Origin of the sequence: Nostoc sp. (assembly GCF_036917615.1) — a bacterium.
In the GTDB taxonomy this organism is placed as follows: domain Bacteria; phylum Cyanobacteriota; class Cyanobacteriia; order Cyanobacteriales; family Nostocaceae; genus Nostoc.
In genome coordinates this window covers 71,448-88,229 of record NZ_JBALCZ010000092.1, presented here as the reverse complement: position 1 = coordinate 88,229, position 16,782 = coordinate 71,448, and the positions used below count along the sequence as shown (strand labels likewise).

Genomic DNA, 16,782 nt, shown 5'->3' with positions numbered 1-16,782 from the left:
CCTACGCTCAATTTTAGCCCATATTTATGTTGATATTAAAATAATTTGAGGAACTTGTGAACAGAGCAAAGATTTATCTTTCACCTAAAGCCAATTCCCCACTAAAACATAGGGTGCCCAATACAATGGATGTCCTTTATCCTTCAAAACAAACTCTTGGGCACGACGTAGGGCTTCTGCTTTACTTAAATTGGCATCTTGTGTTAACTGTCGATAGAATTGACTCATCAGAACAGAGGTAGATTTATCGTCTACTTGCCACAGTGAAGCCAAGGTACTGCGTGCGCCGGAACGCACAGCGACACCAGCAATTCCCAAAGCAGCACGCTTATCTCCAGTCGCTGTTTCACAAGCACTGAGGACAAGTAATTCAATTGGAGAAGGTACGCGATTGGAGCGTCCTACCACTTGTTCTCTAGTTTGCAGTATTTCACGCAACTGTTTAATATTAATATTGTCATTCCAAGCAGCAATATATGTATCTTCGAGTTTGGAACTAAATCTACCGTGAGTTGCTAGGTGAACCACAGGAAAAGAAACTGAACTGACTTGCTGCCTAATCTTAGTCTCAGTAAAATCTTGGTTTAGAAGTTTTTTAGAAGGGATTATAGACTCTATTTGCTGCAATTCGGTGGCGACATTTGGTAAGGAACTCAAGCTGCGGCGAGATTCTGTTAATCCGCCGACTAATGCTTCCAATCGTCCCCGTTTTTGTTTGGGTGTTAGCAGTTGCAAACCGGGCGAGAGGGCGACGCTGTATTTTTCTATTAAATACTGTTTGCTGTCGTAAAGCGCAGCCATTGGGATATTCCGCAACGAACCATCCATCACAAAGACTAGATTTTTGACATTGCTTTGCTCCAAGTCTGTAATGGCAGGTTTGATAATCCAGTTATATACTTCTTGGGAAAGCGCTTCGCGATCGCCAAATGTATAGCGTTGTTCTAGTTTTTGTCGCAGTACTGCTAAAGTGTTTTCTACTTCAACTTTGGGTTTGTAAGTCGTGTAATGCCGTAATTCTTGAGAATGGGGTAATTTGACAATTATTTCGATGCGGTCTGCTAAGATAATTGAGTAAAAAACTGCTGTGACTGGATTAGCATTGTCCACCACTTCGTCAATCTGCGTTGGCTGGATGGTAATACAACTATCTTGGAAAAAGTTGTCTAATTCAGCCAATTGTAAAGCTTCAATCACATTGCGAGCTTGCTTTAAATTTTTCTGACTGACTTGTTTAGTTACTGCTTTATCAGTCGAGGTTTGGTCCGATTGTAAAAGTAATTCTACCAATTGACGATATACTGGTTCTACTTCATCTCGAAAGTCAAATTGAATGTCGGGATTAAGAGCTACCAAATCACCGCGTAAAGTATGCAGAGTTTCCACTGCTGTGGTGTAAGCTGCTACTGATCTTTCTGAATCTCCCTGTACCAAAAGCAGGCGTCCGAGTTGCCATTCCCACTGATAAGCAATATCCGGTGCATTTATCATCTGAGCAAGATTTAAAGCTGACTCGGTATATCGCTGTGCGTTTGACAATTGTTTTTTCATCTCGTAAAATTGACCCAGAAAACCCAAACTATAAGACTCGGCTCGTTGGTCTTTGATGTTTTTGGCTTGTTGCACAGCGGTGTTTAATAGCTCGACAATTTCTGCGGTATTTTGGATTTTAGCTCGTTCCTTGGCTCCTGCCTGGAAATCCTGATTTTGGATTGGGAAATTGAAAATTTCTCTTGTTGTCTGCTTGTACGCCTTTTCAAGACAAACCAAACTCTGGACAAAATTTATTCTGGCGTATACTGCGGCTCGACTGGGGGTTAAATTGGAGAGTGCAGATTTAATTGAGCCAAGATATTCGCTCGTCGGTTGTTGCCCAAGAAACTGCAATACACTCAAGCGATTGAGTTGTGCTTGTACAGCAGTAATGGGGGAACTAGACTTATTAGCGATTTCATGATAGTAATAAGATGCTTTTTTGAAGTATTTGGTATCCTCTGTTTGGGCAATCGCTGTTTGTCTACACCGCGACGGGAGAAAATTATCCTCAGTAGTGCTTTCTTTGATGAGATTTTTCTTGCCCCTTGCGAATGCGGCATTGCCTAAACTGAGTAAAGTTGCACTTTCTTCTTGTGGCGATCGCAACTGTTGCGCTACTGCCAAACTTTGCTCTAGTATTTTCTCAGGATCTTCTATATCTCCACTAATATTTCCACTAGCTAGCAGCGAATTTCCAAAACTTCGCAATCCAGCAGCTTTTAAGAGCGAGTTTGGCATCGAAAGGAGATTTTTTTCCACCTGCTCAAATATTTTCATTGTGCGGTGGTAAAGCCCCAAGGATTGAAAAGCTGTAGCTTGGTTTATTAAAATACCAATATTACCAGCAGTATCACCAATTTCAGTATAAATTTTAGCTGCCTTTTGCCATGATTGCAATGCATTTTCAGCCTGCCCCAGTGCTAATTGTAAATTACCTTGAGTGTTGAGAATTAGAGCAAGAATGTTTTTTGCACTACTAGTACTTAATTTTGATTGGTTTAATAAATCGAGACTAGTTGTAATTGCAACACTTGCTTGGTTCCAATGTCCCAGTTTTTGCTCAGTCAAGGAAAGATAATTTAACGCCAAAGCTTGGTTCAGCGCGTCATTTTGAGACTGATAAACCTGTGCAGCCTGCTGAAAACTTTGCGCCGCAGAAGCAAATTGTCCTGATTGGTATAAAGTCTTGCCCTTTTGTATCAGTTGTTCTATGCTTTCGGGGACTTGGGTATGGGATATAGAAGCATTGCTAATTGGCTGACTCGATCCAATCGGGACTTTTTCAAGAACTGGGACAATGGAAGCAGCCGATAGCAGATGAACACCAAAGCTGAAAGTAAACCCCAGCAAAGCTAACAGGATAATTTGCCACTTGCGAAATACATCCTTTTTTCTAGCTGTGTCCAAAAAATTAGGTCTTGCCATTCCAATCCCTTGCTAAATCAATCATCATTGCGTGATACCGCGTGCCCATTAATTGGCAATTGGCGGCTGACATCCCAATGATGAGCTTCCTACTTTGTGTGGTGCCGCTGTGGAAGGATAAGCGGTGAGTGTCACTTCCCCATTCTGATTAATTATCCACCCCTGCGCTTCCAAAATTTGAGTAGGGCGTGAGAAATTATTCTCTCCCCCTTGCCCCTTTATCCCCAGAGGGGACTCCGAGTTCCCCTTATCTTTTTCTTGCTCTATTCCCTTTGGTACAGCAGTGAGTCGCCAATCTTCCCATACCGTATCACTATTAAGTGTGTTGTTGGGAGAGGGAGGTAAACCACCACTTCCGATATAAGTGAAGCTACTTTTAGCGGTTCTCGCGCAGATATTATCGTCTACTAAACGGGCGACATCCACCACATCTGTTGTTAAAGAAACTAATCCTTTACTAGGGTCTGTATCAAAGGTATTGATTTGTATATTTCCGCCCAATTCAGGACTTGCTCCTTTTGCAGTAATGCTACTTATTTGCGGGAATGATGTTGTTTGGGATTGAAAACCAAAAATGTTAGCTACATTAATCGTGACATTTCCACCACGAGATTTTTCAGAATCAGCACGAATATTACTATTTTCATTTTCAACTGCAACAACAAAAGCATTTTTGCCATCGATTTTAATATTACCACCAGTAATATTGTTTCCAGAAGCATTAGTAGTGATTTCACTATTATGAAGCATTATTAATAAATCTCTAGGATTTAGATTTATATTGCCTTCTCCTGCAATCGTGTTGGCTGAAATTTTGCCTCGGTTGTCAAGATAAATCAAATTAGCATTTACCGTTAAATTGCCTGCTGCTCCATTTCCCTTACTGCTGCTAGATAGTTCGCCGCCATTGGTAATCAAAAGTGACCCAGTTGTAAGATCAACATTACCTCCACTGCCCACAGCATTTTCTCCTACATTACTCTCAATCGTACTTGGGAATCCATTGCTGCTTGCTCCGTCAATAGATACCATATCTTGGGCGATAATATTTATTTTTCCTCCATTTCCTTTTCCGTCTGTGCCAGCACGCAAGTTCGCACCATTTTGCAAAAAAAGCAAACCTGTATTAATGTTAATATCATTTGCCGCACCTGTTCCTAGAGGTAACACAAGACTATAGGCACCACTTCTGTTTGTTTTAATTTCACCATTAACATTTTTTATATTTACACCATCAAATAAAACGAAATCAGTCGCATTGATATTGACACTACCAGCATCTCCATTACCATTTGTACTACTAGCCAAGCGTGCACCATCAGTAACTTTCAACGATCTAGCAGTGATATTTACATTGCCTCCATTACTATTTGGTTGTTTGGTCGCAACTTCGCTGTAAATGCCTCCTGGAAAACCTTTTTTGTTGACTCCACTTAAATTAACGGCATTAGCGGCATTAATAGTTACACTGCCAGAATTTCCTTGTCCTAGAGTGCTTGTTGCTAAAAAGGAACCATCACTCAGGGTTAAAGAATCCGCTGTAATATCTATATTGCCCCCCTTACCATTTGCATCAAATTGTCCTCTGGCATATCCCCCTCCTTCGGTTATAAAAGACACATTATCTCGTGCTTTAATACTAATATTACCGGCGTCTCCTTCTCCATAAGTATCAGCCTGGAGCGAGGAACCACTGGCAACTGAGAGTGAACCTGTGGTAATGCTGATATTACCTGCTTTACCGTTTATTTGCCCTCCTAACAGGCTTTTTATAGAACTTCCATCTGATAAAGAGACAGTATCGCGGGCATTAATGATGATATTACCTGCATTTCCTTGTGTGCTGTAGCTTTCTGCTGTTAATTTGGCTTGGTTGGTGAGCTGAAGCGAACCTGTAGAGATTTTTACTATACCTCCGTCGCCTAATCCTACGCCATCATATCCTTCTAAACCTACGCTGCTAGCAGCATAACTGTTACTACCATCAAATCGAACCGAATCGGTAGCATCAATTATTACATTACCTGCGTTGCCTTCACCGAAAGTACCTGCTGTTAAAAATGATCCACCAGTAACCGAAACTGACCTTGCTTGGATTGAAAGGTCATTTCCATTTCCTTTGCCCCCTCCTTGGACTGTGGTAACCGCTCTACTATTATTTGCAAAGGATACATTATCGCGAGCCTGTATTTTCACACTGCCCGCATTTCCTTTTGCAATGGTACTGGCATCAAGAATTGAATTATTGGCCAGCGTGAGTGAACCCGTGTTGATTTTTATGATACCGCCATTACCTTCTCCTTTTTCAACTTGGCTGAAGGCAAAGGAATTATTAAAATCAACGGTATTACGAGCATCAATTGTTAAATTGCCGGCATCTCCCGTACCTAAAGTACTAACCTTTAATTGAGAGTTGTTATCAACTAACACAGAATCAGCTTGAATCTGCAAATCTCCACTTTTTCCTACACCTGTAGGTTCTGTAGGTTGTAAACTAGTCGAGCCAAAACTTCGATCGAGAAAAGAGACTTGTCCGCGAGCATTGATATTGATATTGCCGGCATTACCTGGACGTTGCAAGGAATGATCATCTACGGAACGAGTGTAAATTCCAGCTCTGTCCTTTACGGTCAATAAGCCAGTAGTAATATTAATATCACCAGCATTGCCGGCGCCATTCGTTCTAACCTGATTTCTAATTTCGCTTTTCTCTTCTATCCTAATTGCTTCGGTGGCGTTAAGAGTAATATTTCCTGCTTTTGCAGTTGCTGATCCCAAATTTGCCTCGATACCACCATTGAGTGCGCTTCCTTTTAATAAATCTATGTTGCGTGCGTTGACTGCAATACTACCACCACTTTTATAAGCAACATTAGCGATCGCTCCATTATTCAAAAATACATCACTTCGGAATAATTCAGGTACTTGAGTAGTAAAAATGTCGCCATCAATCGCAAGATTTATACTTCCTGGAGCAGCTAATCCTGCTAATTCGATTCGTCCACCATAAGCATTTAATTGTCCATTATCCATCGTCACATTACCACCGATTAGTAATATGCTTTTACCATCAGGTACTCGCAAACCATATGTATCAAAACCTGCTAAATGAGGACCAGCAGGTGCAACTGAGTTATTTTCAATTGCTCCTGTAGGGATTTGGTTGTATAAAAAAGCTGAAGGGTTAATCGTTAGTAACGATGAAGGTGCTTGTGGATTTGTGGCACTGAAGCTGCCTAGACTACCGAATTGTAAAGCGTTGGCTGTTGTCGCAACAAAAGAACCACGAATATCTAAGGTGCCAGTTGGTCCAAATACAATTCCATTCGGATTAATTAAAAACAGATTTGCTTTTCCAAGAGGGTTTGTCTTGATTAAGCCATTGATATCAGAACGTTGGCCACCTGTGACTCGACTAATAATATTTTGAATGTCTAAAGCGTTGTTAAAAAAAGCTGTACCGTTGATGGGTACTGAGAATTCTGAAAAACTGTGGAAAAGATTGCTTCCGGCTTGCGTTCCACCCTCAATAGTTGTGATGTTGCCGTTTAATTTGACATTAGAATTATTCGGCAGAGTGGTATCCGGCTTAATTTGGGCGATCGCGCAATTAGCAGAGAATATTATTGCAGCACCAGCGAACTGACAAGTTAGGGCTTGCGCGATCGCAATTCCTAACCCTCTGAAGTATCCAAAATGCATATATTTTCTCAAAATAGTATCCCTCTAAAAAAGTAGAAAAAGTTTTCGCAGATATCCAATGCCCGATGCCCATGTTAGAGATTACAACAAGGTGCGATCGCTTCGGTAGAAATATTTTCCAACCCCACAGACTCCAACAAATCTTTCCAATCAGTCGCCAAGGTTGCATCTTGGCGTTGGCGGGCGCGAAGTTCTCCTAAAATAGTTACAGCATCTTGCCAAATACCTGCTTGAGCATAAAGGGCTACTTGTTGAAGTGGGGTTGCTGTATGTAAACGACGTGTTAATTCATCTTTTAGGACAATGCGTTGCACTAACCCTTCAACTGCTATATCTTCTGAGCGGCTTTGCGGGTTACAATCAATCAAAAAGTACCAGTGATAATACTGTCCAATTTCCAGAGGTTTCTCTGTTGTAGGAACACTAACCCTAATCACTCCCGGCGTATTGGATAAAGTAATAGGAATTGGTTCTTTGGTGAGAGAATTATTTTTTTCATCCAGTAAAACAAGTTTCACCGAGTTGATATTCTGGGGTACATAGGGAACGTAAAACCAAAAAGTTGGATGTTCATTTGTGGTTAAGCTTAAAACAGTTTTTGACACCAAAGGTACTAAGGCTGTGAGAGGTTTGTTTGCAACTGGACAATCCCCGCGAGTTCCTGCACCTGTTCTGTCTCTCGGTGCGCCTCGGTTTTCTGGTTGTTTTTCTATGGTTGGCTGAACAAAACGTATTTTTGTAGTGTTTGATTGCTGAGATTGTACTGATAATTGCGTAATATTAACTAATAAAAAAGTTGCACTCAGTACTAATGCTTTTAGTGGTGAAAGAAAGTTGATTTTAGTCATAATTAAATTTTCAATTATTTACGGTTATTTACTTATGAATAATTTTTCGTATTTTTTACACTGATTCCAGTGATTACTAATCCCAGTGCAGAGGGAAGGAATGGCATCCAACCTCCATATAGCAACAGAACAAAACAGCAACCGTAGATGATAAGTAATTCAGCACTGATGAGAATAGCAAGTTTCAATTGTGACCGACTGTAGACAGCTAATATTCCGGCTACCAAAGACGTACCACAAATCGACAGGATTTCACCCCATGCAGGTAAAACCCACAGCAGCGATCGCTTGTCTAAAACGGCACTTAGAATTTGACTAACCATATGTGCGTGAAGCAGTACCCCAGAAATTTCCTGGTGGGGGGTAGTTGCCATACTATAGGGTGTAAGAAAATAGTCTTTAGCGCTTTGTGAGTCAACGCCAATCAAAACAATCTTATCTTTTATCAAGTTGGGGTCGAATTGATTATTCAGGACTTGTGCGACACTGACTTGTTTGGCAACCTCCCGCGAAGAGCGATAATTAAGTAGTATTTGGTGCCCGTATGTATCAAATTTCTGGTAACCACCTGTCGGGGCATCTATAGGTTTAAAGACTATTTTGCCAAGCTGCAAGTAGCCTTCGTCAGTAATATCGAATCCGATGCCTTCTTTCGCTAGATATTGTCGTGCGAGTTCAAAGTTGAGGGAGTAGGGCGACTTGCAATTTGACCCCACTTCTGGTGTCATATATAAGAGATTACGACGAATTACTAAATCGCTATCAAATACAACATCACTAAAACCTATGCGGTTAGATGGAATTTCCGGTGGTGGTGAAATCCCAACTGCTTGTTTTTTGCTATTGCTAACTTGACAGATAGCAATAAAATTTTTGTTTGTTCTCAAATGGTTTGCTAAATCTGGATATTGAGAACCTACCGGAAAATCTCGATAAATATCTAAACCAATGGCTTTTGGTTTGTAAAGTGACAATTTTTGCAATAGTTCTTGTAGTGTACTATCTGATAGTGATGATTTTTGTCTTTCTTTTTGAGCCTGAATATCTGCTTCTGTGACAGTAATCACCAAAAGACGTTTATCTGCACCTTCGTCAGGTCGCATCCGCATCATTGAGTCGAAAGCTGACAGTTCCCATTGTTGCATAAAGCCGAGCAATCGCACTCCCGTAATTAAGCCGGTGATCAACACACTCACTAAAAATGTGATTTTCAGATTCCGCGCTATCAATTTAGGGAAAGCAATTATGTTAGTTTGACCGCATAATTCTTGCCAAGTTAGAGTCTCTTGCGCTATATTTTGACAAATCACAGGTAGCCAAGAAGCACCAGGAAATTCCTCTTCCAAACCCTGTAATCTTGAACGTGCATAACGCACCGCTAAATAGAAAGATTGACCTTCCGAAAAAGCTCCCAAGAAATGCTTCAAAAACTCTTGTGCTATAAAGTCCGGTATTTCTTCCCGCATGACAATAATTTGGTTAATTTGCAAATCAGCTAACTGTCGCGCTAATCCCAAACCATCACAAGAATTGAAAATAGCTATTTTTAAACCGCGCGAAATTGCGTATATTAACGCATTTTTTAACTCATTTATTGTTAAACTACTAGTTTGATTTATATGTATCTGACCTTTCTCATCTTGGCTATGACTGTGACCTGCAAAAAACAGTATATCCCAGCCTTGTTCGTCCCAAAGCCACTTATCTAATTCCTGACGTGAAGGCTCTACTAAAAATACTATTGATGCATCTGGTAATTGTTCTAAAATATTTCTATCTTGCTGAATATCAATTCCTTGACTATTACCCAAAATTGCCAATATTCTAACTTTATTTGTTTTCTGTCTGGGTAATGGTATAACTCGCTCATATTTTGGATTACTTACAGCAACTTCGCATAATTGGTAATGCTCAATAAAATTCCACAAATGCCAAGGTAGCTGTTGTAGAAGATAATCGCTTGCTTCAATAATAACTTGAAATTCTTCATCTAAAGCCAATTTTTCTCGTAATTTTTGATCTATTGGGCGAAATAAATCAGAGTTTAGCCAAGAATTGATTTCCTCATATAACTGTTCTTGAACTTCACTAAAATCTACTTCACTAACGTTATTTAAACCTGTTGATTCTACTTCGATTCCCGAACGACTCACGAATCTTTTATGAAGTGCTTGATATATTAATTGAAAGCGTTTATAGAGTTCAGCAATTTTTGGTGCAGGAGGTAAACTACCTATAAATTTTATCGGACGATAGTTGTTAGTTTCCCATAATTGTGCCGTTACAGGGAAAAATCCATCGTTTAAGTTACCTTTTTCTAAGCTGAGAACAATTAACTTACTCATCTTTATTTATAAGATAGCTATGATTTACAGGCAGAATGCATACCGTTTTAATGTATATTATTAAGGGGTTTTTTGTTAACTCATGACTTGAAAATACTAATTAGCTAATTTCAGGTTTGCTTGAACACTTATAATATCTGTAGGTTATTAGGTTAAGGAACGTAGACGCGTTCGCGTAGCGTCTCGTAGAGAAGCGGCTTCCCGTTCGCGTTAGCGTCTCTGAAGGAGAAGGGTAACCCAACGCCAGTTCAAAGTTCATGTTGGGTTTCACAAAGTTCAACTTAACCTGTCCTGTATTGATAAATTTTATTATAAGTAATTACCCAAATTTGATATTATTTCAAATCGAAAAACTTTCTGTCATCCTAAAGTTATCAAGAATCAATTCGATAGAAAAGCTGGTTCCGCTTAAACCTTTAAAACGGTTAAGTTGAATGTAGGAATCTAGACTTCTCGATTCAATTTCTTGTAGAATGTTTCCCGATTCTAAAAGCATGATTTTAAGATTCGGTGGCAAATATTTCTTATTACCAGTGGGATGAACTTGTACGATGATAGCAGTTTTTTTGTCTTCTTCCTGCGAGAGAGCAAGCATCAGTGCTAAAGATTGTCCTCCTAATTGTACCCCCAAATCAATTAGTTTGATTCCATTTACACCTGTTTTACTAGTTGCAGAAAAACTTCTAAACTCAAATGCTAAATTTCCTAGCTGTGAATTTAAAGCTTCGTCAATAGGTTGCCATCCTGCTGCAAACAGCTTCTGAAACCATTGATTAAGGTTCACCTGAATAAATGAGGAGTCTACAGAGACGCTATTCATTGATTCTGTACTTGGTGGCAAGTATTTCTTAGCAGTGGATACAGTATTTTTTTCTTTACTTAAACGTTGATTATACAGTTGTTGTCGCCACTGTTCGTTGGAAATTAATGCCGCCCATTGAGCAAATGGTATATCCAAACGTACTCTGGGAGAATAAATAGAAGTATCACTCAATGTCTGCAATAGGTTTTGAGCTTCTGCTGCTGACAAAGTTGCTTCAGGTGGAACTTCTTCTCGCCAACGCAGTCCGAGTGTAGCAAAAAGTAAGGTGAAATTTTCAGTTAACTGCTCGATAGGTAAAGAATAAGTGCGATCGCTTGAATTATATTTGCCTTGGTTTTTCAATTGACGATGGGTAGCAAACCCGCATACTCGTATCCAACAATCATCATCATCGCCATCCAAATTGATCTGCACTGGTATATAATAGTCAGCCGCCCAACTATTAATATCTATCCATTCTTGCGGTACGCACAATTCTTCTATATCTATTGTTTCAGTTGGCACTAATACTATCTTGGTTTCACCCACCTTAATTGCTGTGCCATTTACTATCTCTAAGATCATAGGTAAATTTTCTTCACTAGGAAATACCTCTGCGCGTAACGTGGATTCTTGTAAGCACGCCTGAAACCAAGTGACTAAGCGACTCAAGCAGATGCGATTAAGATAAGCATTGTAAATTGCGATCGCATTTGAGTGATGTTGGCAAAGCTGCCATACTTTTTCTTGTTCGGCTGTCTCGACCTGCAACCAAATATGCTTAATATCAATATTTACGAAATCTGATAAACTTAACATAATATTCTCCCTTCTAATAAAGTTAATACAACTGATTTTGAATATATATTTCCACTAGGAAAATCTTTTCTTCTAGTTTTAATTCTTTATTTCCTGATTTAGCTTCCTTTTTCAACACTACTTTTACGAAAGATTTGTAATAATTAATTAACCACTTTTCTAAGTATTCTTTAATCCAAATATTTATTTCCTGCATCAATTTCTCTTGTAATTGATTTCTGGTTTTATTAAGTCTTGTAGCTATTTCATTCAAGCTAATACCTAACTGAGAAGCAATTTTTATTTCATCCATTTGCTCTCCATAATAAAGTTGTAAAATCTCGCGTTCTTCGTTTACTAATTTCTTGATTGCTGACACCAAAGCTGCTTGAATCAAATCTGAGTGTACTGGTGCATGATACTCACTTTCTAACCATCGCCCTACATACTGTTTAACCCATCGTTGTGGTTGGGAGATTCTGGCTATAGTTTCTAATAATTTGATTGTAGATTTAGTTAGATAGCGAGAAATTGTACTTTGATTCATTCCTAATCTATCTGCTAGCTGTTTTTGATTGAGTCCAAACCCATAATAGAGAAGTAAAATTTTTTGTTCATCCAGTTTCAGGGATTGAAGTTGCTCAGATAAAATTGAATTAGCTTGATTCACCAAAAATCCTTGTTCTTTTGTATCCTCAATGCTTGATATCTTTTCCCATTCGATTTCCGGAACTTGTAATTCTGATTTAACTTCAAATTCAGCTTGCAAAGCATCAAGTGAAAATTTCGGTAGAATTGATATCGGATAACTTTCTAAAGCTTTAATAGAAATTTCCATCCAATCTTTAATTTGTTTTGCAGTCACCTTAGTAGAGTTAGCAAATACCTCATGGGGTGCAATTGGTAATACCTTTTCTACGTTATAACATTGAGCAGATTTTGAAAAATCTTCTTCGTCAGGGGCTATCCATTTTTTACCTATAGTTCTGGTGGGATTTTTAACTTTGTTAATTAAATAAACTTGTTTAAAGTATTTTCTAGCAAAAATAATTAATGAAATTTCTGGTTCGATGATTCCGAATACTTTTAGTGCTTCTATGAGTTCTTTATCACTCTTTTTGTATAACAATCTCCACCGCGAAAATCTATTAACTTCTGCTGAATATTTAATATGGTTTGTTAATATATTAGTTATATATGTCTCTATATTCGCACTTTTATAATTATATTTAACTAAAATTTCTTTCAATTTTAGTGGGTTGTAAACTAGCAATCTAGCAATACATAGATATTCTTCCCAAGAATTGGCGTTACGCTCTTTACATAAGTCTTTGGCAGCCCAATAGCATTTTTCTTCAAAGTAACTTGCTAAATGTTCATAGGCAAGTTGTGTTTTATTGCTTGGCTCCCAATCTGCTATTAATTGTGATTCATCAAATGCTACTTTTCGCCAAAAATTTGCGATGTCTATTCCTTTATCCTGGTGGCAAAATAAATTAGAAAACTCCGGATGCTTGTCTTCATATAATTTCAAATTACGTTGCAGAGAAGGTTGATGTTTCCATTGCAACGCTAATTGATTATTTTGATTACCTAGCACAATATAGGTAGAAAATTTGTTAAGATTATCCCTCCGCTTTGGTAGTACAGGAATACTATCATATTTGGTAAAATTAAGCACCATAATTTTTTCTCCCTACTAGATAACAAAATGAGGTTTACAATCTATGCAAGGGGAGCAACGCGATTTGGTGAAGTGCTAAAACCAAGAACGGAAATAGGCTATTTTGGGATGCGTAGGCACAGCCCGCCGTAGGCATCGCAACGAAAACCCTGGTTTTATTGAGAATTTACCAATGTAATTGATAATTTAACTCCGATCTCACAAAATCGCGTTGATCACCTATGCAAGTATTAAATACACTGCTTAGTTTTGTGTGATTTTAGCTTTACTGAACTTATTGGGAGCAAAGCAAGCTAATTATGCAGGCAGGTTGTAGGCATTATAAAAACTTGAGAGTAAAAATCGGTCAAAATGCTTATACTTTGACCTTGTGAGCATAGAATATTTATTTATCAAACAACAAAAAGACTGGTTTTAGCAAGCTAGGAAAAATAAATAATATCAAAGCTTACGCAACTGGCACATCATTAAGGTATAACATAAAACAAGTTTTACTAAGTATGACGAGGACTACAACTGTTACGGTGCTTAATACCCCTCTTTTGTCACTTTTCGAAAGCAAAAATCAAAAACAACTTTTAAAACTCTGAGTGAATTCGTGTCTCAATTTTTGAAGTTGCTGCATAACCAGATCCAATTAAGTAGGTAGGCAGAAATAAACCAAACTGTGTTACGAAAAATAAACATGCCTGAAAACCTTACGAATGAGCAATGACAAAAAACAAATGACGACCCTCACCAGTTAACTTTATTGACGCCCACTTACTTAATGAGGATCTTTTGTCCTCAGTAAGTTTTTGCGACACAACCTTAAATCCAGCCAGAAATTTCTACGCTCGTTAATGATTTCCCTAGTTTTTCATACTCTGTTTGAGTTGCCTTAAGAATATGCTTCATTTGGACAGGCTCTTCTGCATCGGCGGCCATAAAGGCTGAGTTGAGGGCAATAATGCGGATATTACCGCCAGGAGCGTTAAGTTGAGCCAGTCTTTCAACGTTTAAGCCTTCGGTTGGCGTATCAGGCGGAAAAATCCGTCGCCAAATTTCAGCTCGGTGGGCGGCATCTGGGAGAGAAAATTGAGTCACGAACCGAAGTCGCCGCATGAATGCAGGGTCTAAATTGCTCTGTAAATTCGTCGTTAAAATAGCCATTCCTGGATAGGATTCCATTCGCTGAAGTAAATAACTGACTTCTAGATTGGCATTGCGATCTTTAGAATCTTTAACTTCACTCCGTTTACCAAAGATAGAGTCTGCCTCATCAAAAAGCAAAATTACACCCCCGCTCTCAGCTGCATCAAAGATTTGCTGGAGATTTTTCTCAGTTTCGCCAATGTACTTACTGACAACAGCAGAAAGTTCAATTATATAGAGATCGAGGTTCAGCTCATTGGCAAGAACACCTGCTGCCAGAGTTTTTCCGGTTCCGCTAGGCCCAGAAAATAGCGCTGTAATACCCAGTCCACGTCTACTTTTAGATGCGAATCCCCACTTTTCGTATACTTTGGCCTTCTGTCGGACATGAGCCGAAATTTCCTTGAGGATTCCCTTCTGAAGGGGCGGCAATACCAAATCTTCCCAGGACAATTTAGACTCAATTCGCTCTGCAAGCTCATCTAATCCAGGACGAGCTTGGACGCGGCAGCTTTGCCATAGAGCCTGTTTTAGGGAAGGAGCAGATGGCATTGTCAACTGCCCGACAGCTGCTGTACAGGCTCGACGAATCATAGACGTACTAAGTTGAAACTGAGACGTGAGTCCCTGCAAGTCTTGCAGTTGCTTATTTGAGTCTGGTATATATTTCCCTTGCCCATTGAGTCGAGTTTTGAGTTCGGCCACAGAGGTTTCCCAGGTAATTAACTGCTCCTGAGGTAAGGGTTTCGGAACATCAAAGCGAATCATCTGACGCTTTATGCCTTGAAGTGGAGAAAGTGTCGTAACTATTACAAACCCTCCTAGTTGCTCAAGGAGTTGATTAATCGCAACTCTTTGTGGTTGATCGAAAGGATCGATATCATCACAATTTAGAAGAAGGACTCTACGATCTAAAATGCATTCTCTCTCCAATCGACAGATAAACAATGATAAGTCTTCGGGGTTAAGAGGGATGCGATGACAGTTTAAAAGACTCACCCGTTGCTCAAAGCGATCGCAAACAACTTGAGCAATATCTGTCTTATCTTCTATTTCTGAGCCGCACAGTTGAATGATGGGGAGAATATTATGAGAAAAGCTTAGTTTCCATAAAGCCTCTATTTTGTCAGCCACGCTCTGATGAGAGGGTATAAGTTGCTGGACGTTTTGGGATAGCTCAGTCATTCCTGTTAATAATGTATCCGTCGTTTGTACGCCCACTATATAATGAAGAATTCTCTCATCTATATACAAAGCTCTGTTGGTGAGGGTTCTACCTAGACCTAAATCAATTAACTTCCAGCTACGAAGCGGTCCACTAGGTGCCAATGCACTCCAGTGTGAATTGGGAAATGCACGAAGAGCTAAACCAAACGTTGGATAATCTTGATGATTATCGCCATGAGCTTCGGCACATAGATCGGGGAAATTTAAATCCAACTCAACTCCAACACAAAGCAAAAGTAAATTTTTTTCAAAATCTGAAAGATTAAACCGTTTGCAGAGTACTTCTAGTGCAGGTGGAGCAGAAATTTCTACTCCTATATTTTTTAGAGGAAAATGAACTTCACTTTGAATTGGTAAATCTCTTAAGGAATCATTTTTACATCGATCTATATAACTTTTCATAATATTTCCAAGTCGATCGAGAGCAGCAAGTAAAAAGTCTTTATTTTCTTGCTGCCAATTTTCAGAAGTATTTGCAAGAGTCATAACTAACATTTATACAAACAAAAACCGATCAAAATTGAGTTGTCATTATTTTTGATATTTTAATTCTCTTCAAAAACTCAAATAACATGATTTTTTGAAGCGTTAAATTAATATCTGTCAAATTCTTAAGCCTCAGCCTAATGCTTTTAGCTGATGAAAATAAAAATAATGAGCGACAATTACTTGAAAAAACTACAAGTTTTTACCTAGTTCATTGCAATACATTTCTAGAAGAGATGCGTCTGTTGCCCTTACTAGAGTTTTCCGATTTACTGACTACTCGTAGATTACCTATGTCGTTATAACCTTTTCTAACTATAGCTCTGTCGAGAGTCCCATCATCATTAATTCCGTTATTTTTGCCACAATAATCTTGGCAATATGTCATCCAGTCTACAATATGATCGATAGAGGTTTCACCTTTTGTCAAGAATTCACCTGATGCTGCACATTCATATGTAGTTTCGCCATTAGCATTGATGCTTTTTTTGGTATTGCTATAGACTTGTTCTACCACCTTATCATCCCAACCTGGACGACTACCAAGTGCCTTTTCAATCTCTTTGTAATTAGTGCTACTACTTCCTATTTTAGAATGACTTCTAGTACCCTCTCGTTTTCCGGGGCGTAGCCCGCCTGTTCTTGTCTCTGGCATTAATTTCCTTTTAACCTCACAACAAATAAATGATATTATTATGTGATCATCCAGATTCCCTAAGATTAGGTTTTTGTTCACTACTTCCAATATGAGCCGATTTATGGTCTGATATCATGACCGGATAATCGCTTACGATA

The 16,782-nt window shown here is 38.9% G+C and carries 8 protein-coding genes; all 8 read right to left on the bottom strand.

Going from position 1 to position 16,782, the window contains the following annotated elements; translation table 11 throughout:
* Window positions 1-84 precede the first annotated feature (84 nt).
* The 8 genes from V7K85_RS34635 to V7K85_RS34600 all read right to left on the bottom strand — a co-directional run bounded on the left by V7K85_RS34635 (window position 85) and on the right by V7K85_RS34600 (window position 16,642).
* A complete protein-coding gene (locus V7K85_RS34635) occupies window positions 85-2,961 on the bottom strand; it encodes a CHAT domain-containing protein (RefSeq protein ID WP_334820961.1) in 2,877 nt (958 codons plus the stop codon).
* 48 nt (window positions 2,962-3,009) lie between these two features.
* Window positions 3,010-6,663 (bottom strand): two-partner secretion domain-containing protein, encoded by a 3,654-nt coding sequence (locus V7K85_RS34630; RefSeq protein ID WP_334820959.1) that lies wholly within the window; start codon window positions 6,661-6,663, stop codon window positions 3,010-3,012.
* Between the two features lie 74 nt (window positions 6,664-6,737).
* Window positions 6,738-7,511 (bottom strand): DUF928 domain-containing protein, encoded by a 774-nt coding sequence (locus V7K85_RS34625; RefSeq protein WP_334820957.1) that lies wholly within the window; start codon window positions 7,509-7,511, stop codon window positions 6,738-6,740.
* A gap of 32 nt (window positions 7,512-7,543) precedes the next feature.
* Window positions 7,544-9,856, bottom strand: a complete 2,313-nt coding sequence (locus tag V7K85_RS34620; protein ID WP_334820956.1) for a CHASE2 domain-containing protein — start codon at window positions 9,854-9,856, stop codon at window positions 7,544-7,546.
* A gap of 340 nt (window positions 9,857-10,196) precedes the next feature.
* Window positions 10,197-11,477: a DUF1822 family protein gene (locus V7K85_RS34615; protein ID WP_334820954.1), complete on the bottom strand. Its 1,281-nt coding sequence runs from the start codon at window positions 11,475-11,477 to the stop codon at window positions 10,197-10,199.
* A 22-nt stretch (window positions 11,478-11,499) separates the two neighbouring features.
* Window positions 11,500-13,140: a sigma-70 family RNA polymerase sigma factor gene (locus tag V7K85_RS34610; RefSeq protein ID WP_334820952.1), complete on the bottom strand. Its 1,641-nt coding sequence runs from the start codon at window positions 13,138-13,140 to the stop codon at window positions 11,500-11,502.
* Window positions 13,141-13,950: 810 nt separating this feature from the next.
* Entirely contained in the window at window positions 13,951-15,987 is a 2,037-nt protein-coding gene (locus V7K85_RS34605) for an ATP-binding protein (protein WP_334820950.1), read from the bottom strand.
* A gap of 211 nt (window positions 15,988-16,198) precedes the next feature.
* Window positions 16,199-16,642 carry a hypothetical protein gene (locus V7K85_RS34600; RefSeq protein ID WP_334820947.1) on the bottom strand — a complete coding sequence of 148 codons (444 nt, stop codon included), beginning with the start codon at window positions 16,640-16,642 and terminating at the stop codon, window positions 16,199-16,201.
* Between the last annotated feature and the right edge of the window lie 140 nt (window positions 16,643-16,782).

Coding starts and splice junctions, on each gene's coding strand:
- V7K85_RS34635 (WP_334820961.1), bottom strand. CDS start 2,961: ATGGCAAGACCTAATTTTTTGGACACAGCTAGAAAAAAGGATGTATTT.
- V7K85_RS34630 (WP_334820959.1), bottom strand. CDS start 6,663: ATGCATTTTGGATACTTCAGAGGGTTAGGAATTGCGATCGCGCAAGCC.
- V7K85_RS34625 (WP_334820957.1), bottom strand. CDS start 7,511: ATGACTAAAATCAACTTTCTTTCACCACTAAAAGCATTAGTACTGAGT.
- V7K85_RS34620 (WP_334820956.1), bottom strand. CDS start 9,856: ATGAGTAAGTTAATTGTTCTCAGCTTAGAAAAAGGTAACTTAAACGAT.
- V7K85_RS34615 (WP_334820954.1), bottom strand. CDS start 11,477: ATGTTAAGTTTATCAGATTTCGTAAATATTGATATTAAGCATATTTGG.
- V7K85_RS34610 (WP_334820952.1), bottom strand. CDS start 13,140: ATGGTGCTTAATTTTACCAAATATGATAGTATTCCTGTACTACCAAAG.
- V7K85_RS34605 (WP_334820950.1), bottom strand. CDS start 15,987: ATGACTCTTGCAAATACTTCTGAAAATTGGCAGCAAGAAAATAAAGAC.
- V7K85_RS34600 (WP_334820947.1), bottom strand. CDS start 16,642: ATGCCAGAGACAAGAACAGGCGGGCTACGCCCCGGAAAACGAGAGGGT.